General features: G+C 64.1%; 16 protein-coding genes and 1 pseudogene. 10 read left to right on the top strand and 7 right to left on the bottom strand.

The genetic code is table 11. From position 1 onward, the window contains the following. Positions 1-14: 14 nt before the first annotated feature. Positions 15-797: a GntR family transcriptional regulator gene (locus AC0NIL_RS03605; RefSeq protein ID WP_063169682.1), complete on the bottom strand. Its 783-nt coding sequence runs from the start codon at positions 795-797 to the stop codon at positions 15-17. Next, a complete protein-coding gene (locus tag AC0NIL_RS03600) occupies positions 794-1,675 on the bottom strand; it encodes a glucosamine kinase nucleotide-binding domain-containing protein (protein WP_127369172.1) in 882 nt (293 codons plus the stop codon). Before AC0NIL_RS03600 ends, AC0NIL_RS03605 begins: the two co-directional genes overlap by 4 nt. Positions 1,676-1,874: 199 nt before the next feature. Here AC0NIL_RS03600 and AC0NIL_RS03595 point away from each other — a divergent pair, with 199 nt between their 5' ends. From AC0NIL_RS03595 to AC0NIL_RS03565, 7 genes are all read left to right on the top strand, one after another. Further along, positions 1,875-2,834: an N-acetylmuramic acid 6-phosphate etherase gene (locus AC0NIL_RS03595; protein WP_275953320.1), complete on the top strand. Its 960-nt coding sequence runs from the start codon at positions 1,875-1,877 to the stop codon at positions 2,832-2,834. 2 nt (positions 2,835-2,836) lie between these two features. Then, positions 2,837-4,096: an ABC transporter substrate-binding protein gene (locus AC0NIL_RS03590; protein WP_013528574.1), complete on the top strand. Its 1,260-nt coding sequence runs from the start codon at positions 2,837-2,839 to the stop codon at positions 4,094-4,096. Between the two features lie 244 nt (positions 4,097-4,340). Continuing rightward, the gene (locus AC0NIL_RS03585) at positions 4,341-5,270 is read left to right on the top strand and encodes a carbohydrate ABC transporter permease (protein ID WP_013528573.1); all 930 of its coding nucleotides are present in this window, start codon (positions 4,341-4,343) and stop codon (positions 5,268-5,270) included. An 11-nt stretch (positions 5,271-5,281) separates the two neighbouring features. Then, on the top strand, positions 5,282-6,121 hold the full coding sequence (locus tag AC0NIL_RS03580) for a carbohydrate ABC transporter permease (RefSeq protein WP_064992751.1): 840 nt from the start codon (positions 5,282-5,284) through the stop codon (positions 6,119-6,121). After that, positions 6,118-6,585 (top strand): DUF4304 domain-containing protein, encoded by a 468-nt coding sequence (locus AC0NIL_RS03575; protein ID WP_013528571.1) that lies wholly within the window; start codon positions 6,118-6,120, stop codon positions 6,583-6,585. The genes AC0NIL_RS03580 and AC0NIL_RS03575 overlap by 4 nt, the downstream gene beginning before the upstream one ends. A 1-nt stretch (position 6,586) precedes the next feature. Further along, positions 6,587-7,642, top strand: a complete 1,056-nt coding sequence (locus tag AC0NIL_RS03570; RefSeq protein WP_275953319.1) for a Gfo/Idh/MocA family protein — start codon at positions 6,587-6,589, stop codon at positions 7,640-7,642. 15 nt (positions 7,643-7,657) lie between these two features. Next, positions 7,658-8,656 carry an ABC transporter ATP-binding protein gene (locus AC0NIL_RS03565; protein ID WP_275953318.1) on the top strand — a complete coding sequence of 333 codons (999 nt, stop codon included), beginning with the start codon at positions 7,658-7,660 and terminating at the stop codon, positions 8,654-8,656. Positions 8,657-8,822: 166 nt separating this feature from the next. On the opposite strand, the gene AC0NIL_RS03560 is transcribed toward AC0NIL_RS03565, so the two are convergent. The 5 genes from AC0NIL_RS03560 to AC0NIL_RS03540 all read right to left on the bottom strand — a co-directional run bounded on the left by AC0NIL_RS03560 (position 8,823) and on the right by AC0NIL_RS03540 (position 15,277). Next, the gene (locus AC0NIL_RS03560) at positions 8,823-9,668 is read right to left on the bottom strand and encodes a fumarylacetoacetate hydrolase family protein (RefSeq protein WP_473572834.1); all 846 of its coding nucleotides are present in this window, start codon (positions 9,666-9,668) and stop codon (positions 8,823-8,825) included. A gap of 219 nt (positions 9,669-9,887) precedes the next feature. Further along, the gene (locus AC0NIL_RS03555; protein ID WP_013528567.1) at positions 9,888-10,619 is read right to left on the bottom strand and encodes an SDR family oxidoreductase; all 732 of its coding nucleotides are present in this window, start codon (positions 10,617-10,619) and stop codon (positions 9,888-9,890) included. Between the two features lie 186 nt (positions 10,620-10,805). Further along, a complete protein-coding gene (locus AC0NIL_RS03550) occupies positions 10,806-13,178 on the bottom strand; it encodes an aldehyde dehydrogenase family protein (protein WP_275953316.1) in 2,373 nt (790 codons plus the stop codon). Positions 13,179-13,248: 70 nt separating this feature from the next. After that, positions 13,249-14,298 (bottom strand): deoxyribose-phosphate aldolase, encoded by a 1,050-nt coding sequence (gene deoC / locus AC0NIL_RS03545; protein WP_024502140.1) that lies wholly within the window; start codon positions 14,296-14,298, stop codon positions 13,249-13,251. A gap of 151 nt (positions 14,299-14,449) precedes the next feature. Further along, positions 14,450-15,277 (bottom strand): ferredoxin--NADP reductase, encoded by an 828-nt coding sequence (locus AC0NIL_RS03540; RefSeq protein WP_027040179.1) that lies wholly within the window; start codon positions 15,275-15,277, stop codon positions 14,450-14,452. Between the two features lie 221 nt (positions 15,278-15,498). On the opposite strand from AC0NIL_RS03540, the gene AC0NIL_RS03535 reads away from it, so the two are divergent. From AC0NIL_RS03535 to AC0NIL_RS03525, 3 genes and pseudogenes are all read left to right on the top strand, one after another. After that, on the top strand, positions 15,499-17,583 hold the full coding sequence (locus tag AC0NIL_RS03535) for a hydantoinase/oxoprolinase family protein (protein WP_275953315.1): 2,085 nt from the start codon (positions 15,499-15,501) through the stop codon (positions 17,581-17,583). A gap of 1 nt (position 17,584) precedes the next feature. Then, positions 17,585-19,327 (top strand): hydantoinase B/oxoprolinase family protein, encoded by a 1,743-nt coding sequence (locus tag AC0NIL_RS03530; RefSeq protein WP_473572833.1) that lies wholly within the window; start codon positions 17,585-17,587, stop codon positions 19,325-19,327. Between the two features lie 103 nt (positions 19,328-19,430). Next, positions 19,431-19,580 (top strand): annotated as a pseudogene (locus AC0NIL_RS03525) (amino acid ABC transporter); the annotation flags it as partial. Positions 19,581-19,583: the final 3 nt, after the last annotated feature.

Genomic DNA, 19,583 nt, shown 5'->3' with positions numbered 1-19,583 from the left:
CGGCTCTGTCGTGCTCATGGTCGGCCCTCTTCGCTCGGCCCTGTCAGCCGCAGTTCGGCGACGAAATCATAGGCGTCGCCCCGGTAGATAGAGCGGGTGAATTCGATCACCTTGCCGCTCGCCAGATAGGAAATACGTTCGATGTGCAGGCCGGCAATGCCTGGCGGCACCTCGAGCAGGCGCGCGTCGCTGTCGCCGAGATTGGCGGCGGAAATGCGCTGCACCGCCCGCACCGGCCGATTGCCGGTCAATTCCAGCGCGGCATAGAGCGAGGAGCCTATGTCGGCCGGGTCGGGCAACACGCTGGCCGACAGCGAGGCCCGCTCGATCGCCAGCGGCGTGTCGTTGGCAATGCGCAGGCGCGCCACGCGCGCCACCAGTTCGTTCGACGACAGGCCGAGCACCATCATTTCGTCGGGCGAAGGTGCGTAAAGGCCGCGGTCGAGCCATGCCGAACGCACCACCATGCCGCGCCGCGCCATGTCCTCGGTAAACGAGGTCAGCCGCGACAGCGACTGTTCGACACGCTCCATGCGCGGCGCCACGAAGGTGCCGGAGCCGTGGCGCTGCACCAGGATGCCGCCCTTGACCAGGTCCTGCACCGCCTTGCGCACGGTGACCCGCGAAATATCGGCCTTGGTGGCGATGTCGCGCTCGGAGGGCAGCGCGTCGCCCGGCCCGATCAGGCCGCGATTGACCGCGTCCTCGATGCTCTTGCGCAACTGCAGATAAAGCGGCGCGCCGCTTTGCGCCTGATGTTTCAGCGTGGCGAAGATCTGGTCGGCGGCCTCGCTCATCGAGTTGCCTCCGCGTGTCCGGCAAGGAGGCGAACCGCCATCTGCACCGCGCCGCCCAGCGCGTCGTCGAGCGGCGGCTTCAGCAGCGCCCGGTAGCGGGCAGACAGGCGCGGCGCGTAGAGCGGCGCCAGCCCGCCCAGGAGGCACAGCGGCGCGTCGTCGGCGAGATCGAGCGCGCCGAGCGAGGCTTCGACATCGGCAACTACCTTGTCGAGGATCCAGTTGGCGACGCTGTCGCCCTTCTCGGCGTGTTCGAACACCTTGGGTGCGAAGCCGCCGAAATCGCCGGGCTTGGCATTGGTGGTGAATTCGACGACATCCTCCGGGTTGTTGCGGAAGACGGCCAGCATGCTCTGCGTCAGCGGCGAGCCCGCGCGGACGCCGTCATAGGCAAGCAGTGTCTGTTCGAGCAGGTCGCGGCCGATACGGGCGCCGCTGCCCTGGTCGCCAACCTGGAAGCCCCAGCCGCCGATGGCGCGCGATTTGCCTTGTCTGCGCGCCATATAGGCGGTGCCGGTGCCGAGGATCGCCATGGCGCCGTCACCGGCGCCGACAGCGCCTTCCAGCGCGATTTCGGCGTCGGTCTCGACTTGGCTGATGCTGAATGGCAGGATCGCCTCGAGCTGCTGCCGGTAGGTGCCGACATTGGCGCCGGCAAGGCCGAGAATTGCGGGCGTTCGCGGGATCAGTTCCGGATCCTGCCCGGCGACGAGGAACGCCTGCCTGGCGGCCTCGACGATGTTCGAGCGAGCGCCGGTCAGGTCGGTGCGGATGTTGGCGGCGCCGCTTTTGGCGCGGCCGATCACCGTGCCGTCCGCCGTTGCCAGGGCGGCCCTGCAGCTGGTGCCGCCGCCATCGATTCCGAGCACGAAATTCACGTTGATTTCTCCTCCGGGCGGATAATACCAATAAAATACCAATAGCCAAGGGTTAATTTCCGTTTCAAAAAGTTTAAGCCGTATTTTATTGAAAAATCTGCGTATTTCGGCCGCTCAGCGATTTCCAGCCCGCGAATTCGTTAATGCGTGTGGACAAGTGGTATTTTTTTGGTATTGTTCTGGTATTGGAGGAACCGGGATGGCCGAAACGCGCACCGAAGCGCTTCACAAAAATGCCGAGGGGCTGGATATCCAGCCTCCGGACGCCATCCTTTCCTATTTGGCCGATGCGCAGATCGAAGCCGCCAAGGTGGTGCGCCATGCCATTCCATCCATCGCCAGGGCCGCCGAGATCATCGCCGGCAGGCTGAAGGGCGGCGGCAAGCTTGCCTACGCCGCGGCCGGCAGCTCAGGCCTGATGGCACTGGCCGATGCGCTGGAGCTGCCGGGCACCTTCGGCATTCACCGCGACCGCATCGCCATCCTCATCGCCGGCGGCGACGACGCTTTCCGCACGCTGGCCGGCGGGCCGGAAGACGATACCGAGGAAGCCGCGGCAGCGGTCGCCGAGGCCAGCCTCGGCAAGGGCGACTGCCTGATCGCCATTTCCGCCAGCGGCACGACGCCCTATGCCGTGCGGGCCATCGAGGAGGCTGCCCGCCGCGGCGCTGCCACCATCGGCATCGCCAACAACAGGGACTCTGCGCTGCTGCGCCAGGCACAAGCCGCCATCCTGCTCGAAACGCCGCCGGAACTGATCGCCGGCTCCACGCGCATGGGCGCCGGCACTGCCCAGAAGATCGCGCTCAACATGCTGTCGACGCTGACCGCCATCCATCTCGGCCATGTGCATGACGGCTACATGGTCAATCTCATGGCCGACAACATCAAGCTGCGCGACCGCGCGGCGCGCATCGTCGCCGCCGTCAGCGGCCGCGGCACGGACGAAGCGGCCCGCCTGCTCGAAAAGAGCGGCGGCGCGGTCAAGACCGCCATTCTGCTCGCCGCCGGCGCCGACAGCACTGACGCGGCGCAGAAGATACTGGAAGAGGCCGGCCAGAAGTTGCGGCCGGCCCTTTCCGCTATAGAGGGGAGCAAGGGCTCAAAAGCCTCTGTTCTCATCAAAACCGAACCTGAAAAAGGTCAACAGGGAGACTGAGCATGACAACGAAACTACTGACGGCACTGCTTTTGGGCACCAGCATTCTCGGCTCGGCCGGGTTGGCTCACGCCGACGACGTAACGCTCAACATCGAAAGCTGGCGCGGCGACGACCTTGCCATCTGGAAGGACAAGCTGATCCCGGCTTTCGAAGCCAAGAACCCGGGCATCAAGGTCGTGTTCGCACCGTCGGCTCCGACCGAATATGACGCCGCGCTCGGCGCCAAGCTCGCCGCCGGCTCGGCGGGCGACCTGATCACCTGCCGCCCGTTCGACAAGTCGCTTGAGCTGTTCAAGAAGGGCAACCTTGCCGATCTCTCGGCGCTGCCCGGCATGGAGAACTTTTCGCCGGTGGCCAAGTCCGCCTGGCAGACCGACGACGGCAAGGCGAGCTTCTGCGTGCCGATGGCTTCGGTCATCCACGGCTTCATCTACAACAAGGACGCCTTTGACAAGCTCGGCATCAAGGTGCCGGAGACCCGCGACGAGTTCTTCGCCGCGCTCGACAAGATCAAGGCCGACGGCACCTACATCCCGATGGCGATGGGCACCAAGGATCTCTGGGAAGCCGCGACCATGGGCTACCAGAACATCGGCCCCAACTACTGGAAGGGCGAAGATGGCCGCGCAGCACTGATCAAGGGCGATCAGAAGCTGACCGACAAGGACTGGGTCGCGCCGTATGAGGAACTGGCCAAGTGGAAGCCTTATCTCGGCGATGGCTTCGAGGCGCAGACCTATCCGGACAGCCAGAACCTGTTTACGCTCGGCCGCGCCGCCATCTACCCGGCCGGCTCGTGGGAGATCGGCCTGTTCAACACCCAGGCGCAGTTCAAGATGGGCGCCTTCCCGCCGCCGGTCGAGAAGGCCGGTGACACCTGCTACATCTCCGACCATACCGATATCGGCATGGGCCTGAATGCGGCTTCGAAGAACGCCGATGCGGCCAAGACCTTCCTGTCCTGGGTCGCCTCGCCGGATTTCGCCACCATCTACGCCAACGCACTGCCGGGCTTCTTCAGCCTGAACTCCTCGCCGGTGAAGATGGAAGACCCGCTGGCGCAGGAATTCGTCTCCTGGCGCGGCAAGTGCAAGTCGACGATCCGCTCGACCTACCAGATCCTGTCGCGCGGCACGCCGAACCTCGAGAACGAGACCTGGGTTGAATCGGCCAACGTCATCAACGGCACCGATACGCCGGAAGCGGCGGCCAAGAAGCTGCAGACCGGCCTCGACAGCTGGTACCATCCGGCCAAGTAAGAGCTCAGGTAATGGAACCGGCCGGCGCACGCCTGGCCGGTTCCGGACTACCTCATTCAAAGTGCGCCTATTCAGATTGCGATTGTCGGCACCGCCTCCCGGCCTTACCCTCTCTTCGGGGAAGGCTAGCTGATCAGTCGCAGGCCTTTGTTCCTGCCGCATCGGCAGGAATGGTCGGGCCGTGCATCGAGGCATCATCTAGATCGATACCCTTTGGAACCGAGAGACGGCGGGGACCGAACTCATGGCCGCAGATATCAGACCGAAAAGACCTTTCCGCTGGCATATAGGCGTCTTCCTGGCGCCGGCGGTGCTCGTCTACACGGCAATCATGATCCTGCCGCTCGCCGGCACGCTGCAGCTCTCGCTGTTCCGCAACATCGAGCAGCACCAGGTCTTCGTCGGGCTGGAAAACTTCCGCATGCTGTTCGGCGATCCCAACTGGTCGGTGGGTTTCTGGAACGCGCTGAGGAACAACACCTGGTTCTTTATCATCCACATGCTGGTGCAGAACCCGATCGGCGTTATGCTGGCCGCGCTTCTGTCCAGCCCGAGACTGAGGTTCGCGGCCTTCTACCGCACGGCGATCTTCGTGCCGACCATCCTGTCCTTCGTCATCGTCGGTTTCGCCTGGAAGCTGATCCTGTCCCCGTTGTGGGGCGTAGCGCCGCATCTGATGGATCTCGTCGGCCTGAAAAGCCTGTTCACGCCATGGCTCGGCAAGGAACAATATGCGCTCACCGCACTCAGCCTGATTTCGGTGTGGCAGTTCGTCGGCATCCCGATGATGCTGATTTACGCCGCCCTGCTGTCGATCCCCGAAGAGGTGATCGAGGCCGCCGAATGCGATGGCATCACCGGCCTGGCGCAGTTCTGGAAGATCAAGCTGCCGCTGATCCTGCCGTCGATCGGCATCATCTCGATCCTCACCTTCGTCGGCAATTTCAACGCCTTCGACCTGATCTACACCGCGCAAGGCGCGCTCGCCGGGCCGAACTATTCGACCGATATTCTCGGCACTTTCCTCTACCGCGCCTTCTTCGGCTTCCAGCTGCAGGTCGGCGACCCCAATATGGGCGCGGCGATCGCCACGATGATGTTCCTGATCATCCTCGGCGGCGTCTGCGTCTACCTCTTCCTCGTCCAGACGCGCCTGCGTCGCTACCAGTTCTGAGGGGCCGAGAGATGAGCACCGCCACCCGTTCCGTGCCCCGCACCATCGGCGCCCATGCGATTCTGTTGACCTACACGGTGATCGCGCTGTTTCCGGTGATCCTGGTGATCATGAACTCGTTCAAATCCCGCGCCGGCATCTTCGGCGCGCCGCTGACGCCGCCGACGCCAAAGACCTTCGACCTGATCGGCTACACCACCGTCATCGGCCAGGGCGACTTCTTCCACTATTTCCAGAACAGCCTCGTCGTCACTGTCGCCTCGCTGTTCTTCGTGCTCCTGTTCGGCGCCATGGCAGCGTTTGCGCTGTCGGAATACCGCTTCCGCGGCAATTCGCTGATGGGGCTCTATCTGGCGCTCGGCATCATGATCCCGATCCGGCTGGGCACCGTCGCCATCCTGCAATTGATGGTGGCGAGCGGGCTGGTCAACACGCTGACGGCGCTGATCCTGGTCTACACCGCGCAAGGCCTGCCGCTTGCCGTGTTCATCCTGTCGGAGTTCATGAAGCAGGTGTCCGACGATCTGAAGAATGCCGGCCGCATCGACGGCCTGTCCGAATACACCATCTTCTTCCGCCTGGTGCTGCCGCTGGTCAGGCCGTCGATGGCAACCGTCGCCGTCTTCACCATGATCCCGATCTGGAACGATCTGTGGTTCCCGCTGATCCTGGCGCCGTCGGAGGACACCAAGACCGTGACGCTCGGCGCGCAGCTCTTCCTCGGCCAGTTCGTCACCAACTGGAACGCCATCCTGGCGGCGCTGTCGCTGGCGATCATGCCGGTGCTTATCCTCTACGTCATCTTCTCGCGGCAGTTGATCCGCGGCATTACTTCCGGAGCGGTGAAGTGAGCGGCGGGGAAGAAGCTATCGTACAGGCCCTCGTCGAGACAGCGAGCCACTATGGATTCCGGGGCGTTCGCGCCAAAAATTTCTACCGAGAGTGGCCGGAGACGATCTGTGTGCTGAACCTTCAGAAGTCTTCCTGGGGTCCGCAATTCTATATCAACGCTGCTGTCTGGTTTGCACGGCTTGGGCCGGAGCGCCGGCCGAAGGAATACAATTGTCACATTCGTTGGCGCGTCAATTCCCAGATGGAAGACGAGCAGTCGAAAGCGTTCGAGCAGGCGCTCAACCTTGAGCATCCCTTGCCTGATGATCAGAGGCTTTCACTGATCAAGGACGGAGTTGATGCCTATGGCTTTCGACTTTTGTCCCGGTGTGACAGCGAAGAAGCAGCCCTGCGGGTCGCAGATGAATGTGAGCCACAGGTGATGGTGGCTCTCGCAGCCCGCAGTCAAGAAAAGGCGAATTGAAATGGCCCAACCCCTGCGTGTCGTCGTCGCCGGCCTCGGCAATATGGGCCGCAGCCATGCGCTGGCCTACCATACCAATCCAGGTTTCCAGATCGCGGCGCTGATCAATCGCTCCGACGTGCCGCTGCCGGACGGGCTGTCGGGTTACGGCATCAGGCGCTCCTTCGACGAGGCATTGCGTGACGAAAAGCCCGATGTCGCCTGCATCGCCACCTATTCCGACAGCCATGCCGACTATGCGGTGAAGGCGTTCGAGGCCGGTTGCCACGTCTTCGTCGAAAAGCCGCTGGCAACGACGGTGGCCGATGCCAGGCGCGTCGTCGCGGCGGCCAAGGCCAACGGCAGGAAGCTGGTGATCGGCTACATCCTGCGCCATCACCCGTCCTGGATCAGGCTCATCGCCGAAGCGCGCAAGCTCGGCGGCCCCTACGTCTTCCGCATGAACCTCAACCAGCAATCCTCGGGCCATACCTGGGAGACGCACAAGCAGTTGATGCAGACGACCTCGCCGATCGTCGATTGCGGCGTGCACTATCTCGACGTCATGCTGCAGATCACCGATGCGAAGCCCGTGGAAGTGCGCGGCATGGGCGTGCGGCTGACCGACGAGGTCGCGCCCTCGATGTACAATTACGGCCACTTGCAGGTGCTGTTCGATGACGGTTCGGTCGGCTGGTATGAGGCCGGCTGGGGGCCGATGATTTCGGAAACCGCCTTCTTCGTGAAGGACGTCATCTCGCCCAATGGCTGCGTGTCGATCGTCATGAAGGAAGGTGTGAAGTCCGATGACATCGACACCCACACCAAGACCTCGACCATCCGCCTGCACAATGCGGCGACCGACGCGGACGGCAAGTTTCTCAAGGCCGACGAAATGCTGTCGATGGCAGGCGAACCCGGCCATCAGGACCTCTGCGACCTCGAACAGGCCTTCGTGCTGAAGGCGATCCGCGAGGATCTGGATCTCACCAAACATATGGACGACGCGGTCAAATCGCTCGCCGTCTGCCTTGCAGCCGACGAGAGCGTGCGCAGTGGCGCCGCCGTCAAACTCTAGAACAGGGACGAAGCCGTGGGCTCGCTGAACATCGAGAACGTGAAGAAGGCCTTTGGGCCGGTCGAGGTGCTGAAGGGCATCAACCTCGAAGTGAACGACGGCGAGTTCGTTGTCTTCGTCGGCCCCTCCGGTTGCGGCAAGTCGACCCTGCTCAGGGTCATCGCCGGACTGGAGGATTCGACCTCGGGCCGCGTCGTCATCGACGGCGCGGACGTCTCGGCCACGCCGCCGGCCAAGCGCGGCATCGCCATGGTGTTCCAGACGTATGCGCTCTATCCGCATCTGACGGTGAAGAACAATATGGGCCTTGGCCTCAAGCAGGCCGGCACGCCGGCGGCCGAGATCGAGCGCCGCATCGGCATCGCCTCGTCGATGCTGTCGCTGGAGCCCTATCTCGAAAGGCGGCCGGCCGAACTCTCCGGCGGCCAGCGTCAGCGCGTCGCCATCGGCCGCGCCGTGGTGCGCGAACCCAAGCTTTTTCTCTTCGATGAGCCATTGTCCAACCTCGATGCGGCACTGCGCGTCAACACAAGGCTGGAGATCGCGCAGCTGCATCGCCGGCTGAAGGCAACGATGATCTACGTCACCCACGACCAGGTCGAGGCGATGACCCTGGCCGACAAGATCGTGGTGCTGAACGCAGGGAAAATCGAGCAGATCGGTGGCCCGATGGAGCTCTACAATTCGCCGGCAAATGAATTTGTCGCCGGCTTCATCGGCTCGCCGAAGATGAATTTCGTCGACGGCGCCCGTCTCGGCGAAACCGCCAGGACAATCGGCGTGCGGCCGGAACATCTGACCGTCGATCCGAAATCCGGCTCCTGGAAGGGAACGGTGGTGCACGCCGAGCATCTCGGCGCCGACACCAACCTCTATCTCGACTGCGAGAAGGCCGGGCTGATCACCGTGCGGATTTTTGGTGTTTACGATGCCGAGCCGGGTGCCACGCTGTATGCGACGCCGGATCCGGCGAAGACGTATCGGTTTGGTGCGGATGGGAAGGTGCTGAAGTAGATACGCCGGCGCAGCCCCCTCACCCAGCCTCCGCTTCGCTCGGCTGACCTCTCCCCGAGGGGAGAGGAGATTGTCAGCGCCGACGCCAGTCTCTTCTCCCCAGCGGGGAGAAGGTGGCCGCGAAGCGGCCGGATGAGGGGGCAGCGCTGACCCCGAAATGTACTGCCTAAACGTCCGCCTTGAACGTCTGCTTCTGCTGCCCCAGGCCTTCAATGCCCAGCTCCACCACATCGCCGGCCTTCAAGAACACCGGCGGCTTCATGCCCAGCCCGACGCCGGGCGGCGTGCCGGTGGAGATGATGTCGCCGGGGTGCAGCGACATGAACTGGCTGAGATAGGACACCAGATACTTGACGCCATAGACCATGGTCTTGGTCGAGCCGTTCTGCATCGTCTTGCCGTTGACGGTCAGCCACATTTTGAGGTTCTGCGGATCGGCCACCTCGTCCTTGGTCACCAGCCATGGGCCGGTCGGGCCGAAGGTGTCGCAGCTCTTGCCCTTGGTCCACTGGCCCTGGCGCTCGGCCTGGAAGGCGCGCTCTGAGACGTCGTGGGCGACGCTATAGCCGGCGACATAGTCGAGCGCGTCGGCTTCGCTGACATATTTGGCGGTTTTGCCGATGACCACGGCCAGCTCGACTTCCCAGTCGGTCTTCTCCGAGCCGCGCGGGATCAGCACGTCGTCGTCCGGCCCGACAATGGCCGAGCTTGCCTTCATGAAGATGATCGGCTCCGGCGGCACGGTGGCGCCGGTCTCGGCGGCGTGGTCGGAATAGTTCAGGCCGATACAGATGAACTTGCCCGTGCCGGCAACGCAGGCGCCGAGGCGCGGGCTGCCGGAAACCGCCGGCAGCGACTTCGGATCTAGCCTGGCGAGTGCTGCCAACGATGCCGGATCGAGTGCCTTGCCGCCGATATCGGTGACGTGAGCGGAGAGATCACGGATCGTTCCATCCGCATCGAGCAGGCCGGGACGTTCGCTTCCCACCTCGCCATAGCGCAGCAGTTTCATCTAAATCCTTCTCCTGATTGCGGCCTCGTGGCCTTTTGCAAACTTTCCGCCAAGGCGATTGCTCCTTCAAGGAACCGGCGGACCGTACCCATCGACCTGACTACGGACAAGCGCGATCGCCATACAAGATAGCCGGCGCGCGGGATTTTCAGACTGTTCGATCCCCTGTTGAACGCCGGCAACGGGCCAGATCGTCCGGCCCACGCAAGATTTCCGCAGTCAGATCGACCAGCCGCCGTCGATATTGTAGGCCTGCCCGGACGTGTACGTGGCGCCGGCCAGGTAGACGGCCAGATCGGCGATTTCCTCCGGCGTGCCGAGCCGGCCCATCGGCTGGCGGGCGATGAAGGCGGCGCGGGCGGCATCATAGTCGCCTTGCGCGTGCATGCGGTCCTGCAGCGACGGGCTCTCGACCGTGCCGGGGCAGATGGCGTTGCAGCGTATGCCCTTGCCGACATAGTCGGCGGCTATCGCCTTGGTCAGGCCGATGACCGCGGCCTTGGTCAGGCCATAGACGAAGCGGTTGGGCACGCCCTTGGTGGAACTGGCCAGCGAGGCCATGTTGATGATCGATCCGTCGCCACGTTCCAGCATGCCGGGCAGCACGGCCCGGCTGGTGCGGATCATGGCGCGCACATTGAGGTTCAGCGCGAAATCGAGGTCGCCGTCCTTCATCTCCAGGATCGAGCCCGAATGGACGAAACCGGCGCAATTGAACAGCACGTCGACGACACCGATCTCGGCAAAGGCGGCGTTGACGGCTTCGTCGTTGAGCACGTCCAGCTTGCGGGTCTTGATCCCTGGCGTCTTGGCGAGTTCCGCCAGCAGCGTCTCGTTGATGTCGGTGGCGTAGACGATGGCGCCGGCTTTTGCGAAGGCCAGTGCGCTCGCCTTGCCGATCCCTTGCGCCGCTGCCGTGACGACAACGACCTTGCCTGCCAGATCCGCCATGCTGTTCTCCTCGTCCGCTGGGATAGTCCGGGTCTACCTGCGGCTGGCCAAGGCGTCATGTGCCAGTCACGCGTGATCGTGCAGCCTGCGCCGTTGACCGTTCACTGATAAAGATGTTTTTTCTCGTTAAAGAACATCTGTCCGGGCGTCAAGCCCGAACACGATCTGAACAGTACCGGCAGGCCATCAATCGCCGTAAGGCACCCAGACATTCTTGACCTCGACGGCGCGGCGCAGGAAGGCGTCGCCGGCGGCTTGGTCGGATGCCCAGTCGATGCCGCGGCCATTGCCGCTCCAGACGCGCTTGAGGTTGCCGATGGACGCGGCCTCCGCCTTGGCGCAGGTCTCGGCATCGGCGAATACCCAAAGCCCGTCGACATCGTCATGCTTGGCCAGCACGCCGGCGAGTTCGGCGCTGCGACCGGTGACGATGTTGATGGCGCCTGAGGGAATGTCGGAATATTCGATGACCTGGTAGAGATCGGTCGCCAGCAGCGGGTAGCGCTCCGACGGCACTGCGACCACGGTGTTGCCCATCGCGAGTGCGGGTGCAATCAGCGAGATCAGGCCGAGCAGCGGCGAGGCATCCGGCGCGACGATGCCGACGACGCCGACCGGCTCGTGCAGCGCCAATGTCACGGCACGCGCGGGCGGTTGGTGCACGCGGCCCTCGAATTTGTCAGCCAGACCGGCATAGAGGAACAGCCGCTCGATGGATTGTTCTACCTCTTCCCGCGCGGCCTTGGGCGTAGCGCCGGTCAATTCGGTGAGACGGGCGGCGAACTCGCCGGCGCGGCCGGAAAGATTCTCGGCCAGATAATAGAGCACCTGGGACCTGTTATAGGCGGTCGCCTCCGGCCAGGCCTTGGCACCGCGGGCGGCGGAGACGGCATCGCGGATATCCTTGCGGCTACCAAGCCCAACTTCGCCGGCAAGCTTGCCCTTGGCGGTGGCGACAGCCAGCGAATAATTGCCGTCCGGCCGTACCTGCTTGCCGCCGATGAACAGCTTTGCCGTACGGTCGATTGCCGCGCCGTCGGCCTGCTCGACCGGTTGCGCCGACATCGTCGCCGGCTTGATGACCGGGCCGAGCGGCAATTTTGCCGTGAGATATTCGAACATACCCTCGCGCCCGCCCTCACGACCGAAACCACTCTCGCGGTAGCCGCCGAAGCCACACGCGGCGTCGAACATGTTGGTGCCGTTGACCCAGACCACGCCGGCCTTCAATTGCGGCGCGACGTGCAGGGCAAGGTTGACATTCTCGCTCCACACCGAGGCGGCGAGGCCATAGCGCGTGTTGTTGGCGAGCTCGATCGCTTCCTCGGTGTTGCGGAAGGTCATGGTCGCCAGAACAGGGCCGAACACCTCTTCTTGCGCCAATATGTTAGCCGGCGAAACACCTGTGGCGAGCGTCGGCAGATGGTAGTAGCCGGAGGACGGCAGCCCGGCATCCGGCTGCCAGCAAACAGCGCCCTGTCTGGCGCCTTCGGCAACCAGGCCCTTGACGCGCTCGAGCTGGGTCAGATCGACCAGCGGGCCGATATCGGTGTTCTTGTCGAGCGGGCTGCCGACGCGCAGCCGGCTCATCCGCGTCTTGACCTTGGCGATCAGGGCGTCGGCTATGCCTTCCTGCACCAGGAGTCGCGAACCGGCGCAGCAGACCTGGCCCTGGTTGAACCAGATGCCGTCGACCAGGCCTTCGACGGCGCTGTCGAGATCGGCATCCTCGAAGACGATGAAAGCCGATTTGCCGCCGAGCTCCAGCGACAGTTTCTTGCCCGAGCCGGCGGTGGCCTTGCGGATGATCTTGCCGACCTCGGAAGAGCCGGTAAAGGCGATCTTCTGGACGCCGGGATGGTTGACGATGGCGACGCCGGCCTCAGGGCCGCCCTGGACGATGTTGACGACGCCCTTCGGCACGCCGGCACGCTCGCAAATCTCGGCGAATAGGATAGCGGTCAGCGGCGTGAACTCGGCCGGCTTCAGCACCACGGTGCAGCCGGCGGCGAGCGCCGGCGCGATCTTCCAGGCCAGCATCAGCAGCGGAAAGTTCCACGGGATGATCTGGCCGACGACGCCGACACCCCTATGGCCGGGGAAATCCCTGTCCAGCGCCTGCGCCCAGCCGGCATGGTGGATGAAATGGCGGATCGCCAGCGGCACGTCGATATCGCGGCTTTCGCGGATCGGCTTGCCGTTGTCGATGGTCTCAAGCACCGCGAACAGGCGCTGATGCCGCTGCATGGCGCGGCCGATGGCATAGAGTACTTTGGCACGCTGATAGCCTGAGGCTGCCGACCACTTCGGCAGCGCCTTGGCGGCGGCCGCAACCGCCGCGTCGATATCGGCGGCATTGGCGTCCGAGACCTCGGCCAGCAGCTTGCCGGAAGACGGCTCGCTGGTCTCGAAGGTCTTGCCGCCGGCAGCGGCTTTCCAGTCGCCGCCGATGAACAGCGCCTTGCCGAAATCGCGCGCGGCAAGCCAGGCGTCGGCCTCGTTGCGGGCCTCCGGTGCCGGGCCGTACTCCATGGCGTGGTAGCGGTCGAGAATGTTCATCAGGTGCCTCCTTCACCCTCCCGCCTGGGAGGGTCGATCGGCAAAAGCCGATCGGGGTGGGGGTAAAGGCTCACGCCATCGCGTGGCGATGATTGGCCGAATAATGTCCGGTCAGATGGTGCTCGAGCTGGCGCTCGATGTCGGTCAAGAGGCTCGACGCGCCGAAGCGGAACAGGTCCGGCTCCAGCCATGGCCGGCCGAGCTCTTCCTTCATCAGCACCAGCCAGTCGAGCGAGGCCTTGGCCGTGGAAATGCCGCCGGCCGGCTTGAAGCCGATGAGATAGCCGGTTTCCTCGAAATAGGCCCTGATGGCACGCACCATGGCGAGGCCGACGGGCAGCGTCGCGTTGACGCTTTCCTTGCCGGTCGAGGTCTTGATGAAATCGGCGCCCGCCATCATCGCCACCATCGAGGCCAGCATGACATTGCGCAGCGTGGCGAGGTCGCCGGTGCCGAGGATGACCTTCAGATGCGCATCACCGCAGGCGGCGCGCATCGAGACGATCTCATTGTAAAGCTCCCGCCACTTGGCGCCGAACACCAGGCCGCGCGGGATGACGACGTCGATCTCGTCGGCGCCGTCACGGACCGAGGCCTCGATCTCCTGCAAACGGGTCGACAGCGGCGCCAGGCCATGCGGAAAGGCGGTGGAGACGGCGGCGACATGGATGCCAGTGCCGCGCACCGCATCGACGGCGGTGGCAACGAAGGGGTGGTAGACGCAGACGGCGGCCGGGCGGATGGTTTCACCTGATATGCCGAGGCCCTCGACAATGTCGCGGCGGAACGGATTGATCGCCTTGGCGCAAAGCCGGCGCACGCGCTCCTCGGTGTCGTTGGAATTCAGCGTCGTCAAATCCATGCAGGCGACGGCGCGCAGCAGCCAGGCGGCCTGATTGTCGGCCTTGATAGAGCGCCGCTTGGTCAGGCTGGCGACGCGCCGTTCCAGCGCCGAGCGATTGACGCTGCGCACCGATTCCATGAAGCCAAGGTCGAGCTTCATGCCGGGGTTGCGCGCAACGCGATGGTCCGGTGGGACGGCTGTATTGGCGGCGGCACGCGCCGGCAGCGGCGTCACCTTGGACGAGCCGACATCGGCTTCGCGGATTGTGCTGCTCATCTCCTGCCCTTTCATTCAGCGACGTGTGCCGAAGATAGCCCGTGAAGCCGTACTTCACGAGTCCTGCGGGCGGTCATAACCGAAAAAGGCGGCGAAAGCAGCAATTTTTGACCGTGCGGTCAAAAGCGTAGACTCGAGATGTTGGTGCGGCTCAGCCGACGAAGGCGCGCTCGACGACAAAAGTCGCCGGATGGCTCAGCGAGCCTTCCTCGAAGCCGAGGCTTTCGGCCAGTTCCTTGACGTCCTTCAGCATATGCATCGAGCCGCAGATCATGATCCGGTCGGTTTCCGGGTTGAGCTTGTCGATGCCGAGATCGCTGTAGAACTTGCCGGAGCCGATCAGCGCGGTGATGCGGCCCATGCGTGCCGATTCCTCGCGGGTCGTCGAATTGTAGAGCGTGACGCGCCCAGTGGTCAGTTCACCGATCAGCGGGTCGCTTTCAAGTGCTGCGACCAGCTCCTGGCCGTAGGTGAGTTCCGCATTGTCGCGGCAGGTATGGGTCAGGATCAGCTGATCGAATTTTTCGTAGGTGTCGGGGTCGCGCAGCAGGCTGGCGAAGGGCGCGATGCCGGTGCCGGTCGAGATCATGAACAGCCGCTTGGCCGGCGTCAATGCGTCGACCACCAGCGTGCCCGTCGACTTCTGGCGCATGATGACGGTGTCGCCGACCTGGATCTTCTGCAGCTCCGAAGTCAGCGGGCCGTCCGGCACCTTGATCGAGAAGAATTCCAGCTCTTCGTCCCAGGCCGGGCTCGCCACCGAATAGGCGCGGTACACCGGCTTCTCTGCATTGGGCAGGCCGATCATGACGAACTCGCCGGAGCGGAAGCGCAGCGACTGCGGACGGGTGATGCGGAACGAGAACAGCCGGTCGGTGTAGTGCTTCACCGAGACCACGGTTTCGGCATAGACATTGGCCGGAATCGGGAACTGCAGCGGTCGGGCGCCGACGGTGTTGAGAGCGGATGTGGTGTTCATCAAATCCAACCTTCTGGCCCAGCTCACGGACGCGGGCGCCAAACCTTCACCTGCGCGCCCGGACCATTCAGGTCCCGGCGTGCTGTTCGCACACTTCAAAGCGGCAAGCTCTTGTGTCCGGAATTTATTAGTATACAAACGATATTTGCGTCAAGATGCTCCCTTAAAACAGCTTTCCAAACTGACGCATATCCGTAGTCCGCGCATTTCGGGTTTCGACGATGGAAGAGAATATTTCGGCGCAAGCGCGCGAGTCCCGGGGAAATGTCGTTGCCGGTATCGATGTCGGCGGCACCTTCACCGACCTGCTCCTGATCGACGGAAGCGATGGCGGCAGGGTGTATCTGGCCAAGACGCCGACCACGGTCGAGAACCAGGCCTTCGGTGTCGTTTCGGCGCTCGGCGCCACCGGATTTCCGATCGACGGCATCGACCTCATCGTGCATGGCACGACCACCACCACCAATGCGGTGCTCGAACGCCGGCTGGCGAAAACCGGCATGATCACCACGCGCGGTTTTCGCGACGTGATCGAGCTTGGCCGGCGCACGCGGCCGCAGGCCTATGGCATGACCGGCAGCTTCGTGCCGATCATCCCGCGCAATCTCAGGCTCGAAGTGTCGGAGCGCGTCGAGGCGTCGGGTGCGATACGCACACCGCTCGACGAGGCCGAAATGCGCGAGGCGGTGCAGACGCTGATCGCGGCCGGTTGCGAATCCCTCGTCATCCATTTCCTGCATTCCTACGCCAATCCGGCGCACGAGCGGCGCGCCACCGAAATTGCCGCCGAGCTCTGGCCGAACGGCTACATCACGGCAGGCCATGCGCTGCTGTCGGAGGCGCGCGAGTTCGAGCGCGGCGTCACCGCTTCGGTCAACGCCTCGGTGCAGCCGATCCTCGAGCGTTATGTCGAGCGGCTGCGCAAGGAACTGGCTGCAAAAGGCTATGCCCGCGACTTCCTGATCATGAACGGCAATGGCGGCATGATCTCGGCCCGCTTCGTCACACGTGAATCGGCCAAGACTGTCATGTCCGGTCCGGCCTCGGGCGTCATCGCCGCCGCCTACACCGGAAAACGTGCCGGCTTCGAAAACCTCGTCACCTACGACATGGGCGGCACCTCGACCGACGTGGCGCTGATCCGCAATGCCGAGCCGGCTGTCTCGAACGAGATCGAGATCGAATATGCCATGCCGATCCATGTGCCGATGGTGGCGGTGCACACGGTCGGCGCCGGCGGCGGCTCGATCGCCCGCGTCGACGCGGCCGGCCTGATCCAGATCGGCCCGGAAAGTGCGGGCGCCAATCCCGGCCCGATCTGCTACGGGCGCGGCGGCCTCGAGCCGACCATCACCGACGCCAATCTGGTGCTCGGCCGGCTGGCGCCGAAGAAGCTGCTGGCGGTCGAAAACCCGGTCACATCAGAGCGCGTCACCGGCATCTTCGAGGAGAAAATCGGCAAGCCGACCGGCCTGTCCGGCGTCGAGGCGGCGGGCGCGGTGCTGCGGCTCGGTAACATGAAGATGGCCGGCGCCATCCGCATGGTCTCGGTGTCACGCGGTCATGACCCCCGCGATTTCGCGCTGTTCGCCTTTGGCGGCGCCGGGCCGCTGCATGCGACTGCCCTGGCGCGCGAACTCGGCCTGCCCAAGGTGCTGGTGCCGGCGCGTCCAGGCATCACCAACGCGCTCGGCTGCGTCGTTGCCGACCTGCGCCACGACTTCGTCAACACCATCAACCAGCCGGTGTCGGTGCTCGACGAAACGCGCCTTCATGGGGTATTGGAACGGCACCGAAACGAAGGCGAGGAGCTGATCGGCAAGGAAGCGGTAAAGCCGGAGACGATCCGCGTCACCCACTCCGCCGACATGCAGTTCGTCGGCCAGACCCACATCATCAACGTGGCGCTGCCGTCCTCCTCGGTGACCCGGGCAACGCTGCAGCAGCTTTTCGAAAAGGCCTATTTCGCCCGATTCAAGGTCGAGCTGCCGGAAATCCGAGCCAATCTCGTCAATCTCAATACATCGGTCACCGGCGTGCGTCTGGCGATCGATCTGTCGCGCCTGATCGATCCGGCGGGGCGCGCAGCAACGCTGGACGAGGCGCGGCGCGAAATCCGGCCGGTCTGGTATGCCGGCCGTTGGCACGACACGCCCGTATATGCGCGTGAAAAGCTGCCGCTCGATGCTATCATCGAAGGCCCGGCGATCCTCGAACAGATGGATGCCACCACCGTGCTCGAACCCGGCGACCGCGCACGCAGCGACGCTGACGGCAACATCATCATCGACATTGGTGAGGCCTGATATGGCAAAGCTCGACGCCATCACCCTTTCGGTCCTCCAGGCGGCCCTGCAGCAGGTCTGCGACGAGATGGACCTGACCTTCTCACGCGCCGCCTTCTCGCCTGTCATCGCCGAGGCCAATGACCGCTCCGACGGCATCTATTCGGCTGTCGACGGTTCGCTGATCGCGCAAGGCAGCCAGGGCCTGCCGGTGTTCGTCGGTGTCATGCAGTATTCGACCAGGACGGTGATCGAGATGATCGCCGACGGCCGTTGCCTGCCGCCGGAACCAGGCGACATCTACGTCGTCAACGACCCCTATCTCGGCGGCACCCATCTGATGGATGTGCGCTTCGCCATGCCGGTCTACCGGGACGGCAAGATTTTCTGCTGGCTATCCAACACCGGCCATTGGCCCGACATTGGCGGCTCGGTGCCGGGCGGATTTTCAGCCTCGGCGACTGCCGTGGAGCAGGAAGGCCTGCGACTGCCGCCCGTAAAACTGTTCAAGAAGGGCGTGCTCGATCCGGAAATCTACGCCATCATTTGCTCCAACATCCGTGTCGCCGACCAGCGCATCGGCGACATCCGCGCCCAAGCTGCCGCACTGCTGATCGGTCGGGACAGGCTCAATGGAATCCTGGATCGTTACGGGGATGAAACGGTTGTAGAGGCGATCGCCGAACTGCGCCGCCGCGCGGCCGAGCAGATGCGCGCCAACATCTCAGCCATTCCCGACGGCACCTACCATTCGAAGGCCTTTGTCGATTCCGATGGGGTGGTCAACGAGCCGCTGATCATCGCGCTCGCCGTCGAAAAACAGGGCGACACGCTGACCTTCGATTTCACCGGTTCGTCAAAGCCCTGCGCCGGGCCGATGAACAGCGTGCTGGCGACGACCCTATCCTCGGTCTATCTCGCCATGCGCCACATTTTCCCGGATGTACCGATCAGCGCCGGCGCGTTTGAACCCCTGATCGTCAAACGGCCGGAAGGCACGTTCCTCGACGCCAAATATCCGCGGCCCGTCTCGGGCTGCGCCGCCGAGGTGTCGCAGCGCATCGCCGAGGCGGTGTTCGCGGCGATGGTGCAGGCATTGCCGGACAAGGTGACGGCCGCCCCCGCCGGTTCCAGCGGCAATTTCGCACTCGGCGGCAACGACCCGGCACGCGGCCGCGACTACGTCATGTATCAGATCTCCGGCGGCGGTTATGGCGGCAATTCAGGCCATGACGGCCTGACCAATGGCTGCTCGACCATCGGCATCTCCAAGTCGCCGCCGGTCGAGATCATGGAACAGGCATTCCCGGTGCTCTACCGCCACTACGCCTTGCGTGAAGGCTCCGGCGGCGCCGGCAAGCATCGCGGCGGTTTCGGCCTCGCCTATGAGGTGGAAATCCTGCGCGGCGACGCCCGCGCTTCCTTCGTCATGGACCATGGCCGGTTCGGCCCGCAGGGCGCGCTTGGCGGCAAGGACGGCGCCGTCAACACGGTGACCGTCTTCCGCAACGGCGAGGAACACGTGCCGCCGCATTTGTCCAAGGAACAGGACATTGCGCTCAAGGCCGGCGACCGCGTGCGCGTCGGCACGCCGGGCGGCGGCGGCTATGGTGATCCGCGTGAGCGGGATCCGGATCTGGTGGCACGAGACGTGGCACTGGGGTACTACACGGCTGAAGAAGCCAGTGAAAAATTCGGCGTTGTCCTGTCGGCAGCGGAGTTAGCCGTCGACCGAATGGCGACAGACAAGCAGCGCGCGGGCTGAAGGACCGTCGGCTCTGCCATGGCGCGGATCGCTCGCCGCGCACGTCGTTTCCGTCTCCGCCGCACGAAGCCGTGGGCTTCCGCAGTCAACGGAGATCTGGAACATGCGGCCTTTCGGTCGTTTCGTGCTTGCCGCTTCCGTCGCTCTAACCCTTGCCGCCGGTGCCGCGTCCGCCCAGGACAAGAAACTCAGGATCGGCACCGAGGGCGCCTATCCGCGCTTCAACTACGCCAGTGCCGACGGCACGGAAGGCTGA

The organism is Mesorhizobium sp. WSM1343, assembly GCF_055901535.1.
This window is presented reverse-complemented; position numbering and strand designations above follow the sequence as displayed.

Bases quoted from the DNA above. Each gene is read 5' to 3' on its own strand.
- AC0NIL_RS03605 (WP_063169682.1), bottom strand. From the start codon at position 797: ATGAGCGAGGCCGCCGACCAGATCTTCGCCACGCTGAAACATCAGGCG.
- AC0NIL_RS03595 (WP_275953320.1), top strand. From the start codon at position 1,875: ATGGCCGAAACGCGCACCGAAGCGCTTCACAAAAATGCCGAGGGGCTG.
- AC0NIL_RS03590 (WP_013528574.1), top strand. From the start codon at position 2,837: ATGACAACGAAACTACTGACGGCACTGCTTTTGGGCACCAGCATTCTC.
- AC0NIL_RS03585 (WP_013528573.1), top strand. From the start codon at position 4,341: ATGGCCGCAGATATCAGACCGAAAAGACCTTTCCGCTGGCATATAGGC.
- AC0NIL_RS03580 (WP_064992751.1), top strand. From the start codon at position 5,282: ATGAGCACCGCCACCCGTTCCGTGCCCCGCACCATCGGCGCCCATGCG.
- AC0NIL_RS03570 (WP_275953319.1), top strand. From the start codon at position 6,587: ATGGCCCAACCCCTGCGTGTCGTCGTCGCCGGCCTCGGCAATATGGGC.
- AC0NIL_RS03560 (WP_473572834.1), bottom strand. From the start codon at position 9,668: ATGAAACTGCTGCGCTATGGCGAGGTGGGAAGCGAACGTCCCGGCCTG.
- AC0NIL_RS03555 (WP_013528567.1), bottom strand. From the start codon at position 10,619: ATGGCGGATCTGGCAGGCAAGGTCGTTGTCGTCACGGCAGCGGCGCAA.
- AC0NIL_RS03550 (WP_275953316.1), bottom strand. From the start codon at position 13,178: ATGAACATTCTCGACCGCTACCACGCCATGGAGTACGGCCCGGCACCG.
- deoC (WP_024502140.1), bottom strand. From the start codon at position 14,298: ATGAGCAGCACAATCCGCGAAGCCGATGTCGGCTCGTCCAAGGTGACG.
- AC0NIL_RS03540 (WP_027040179.1), bottom strand. From the start codon at position 15,277: ATGAACACCACATCCGCTCTCAACACCGTCGGCGCCCGACCGCTGCAG.
- AC0NIL_RS03535 (WP_275953315.1), top strand. From the start codon at position 15,499: ATGGAAGAGAATATTTCGGCGCAAGCGCGCGAGTCCCGGGGAAATGTC.
- AC0NIL_RS03530 (WP_473572833.1), top strand. From the start codon at position 17,585: ATGGCAAAGCTCGACGCCATCACCCTTTCGGTCCTCCAGGCGGCCCTG.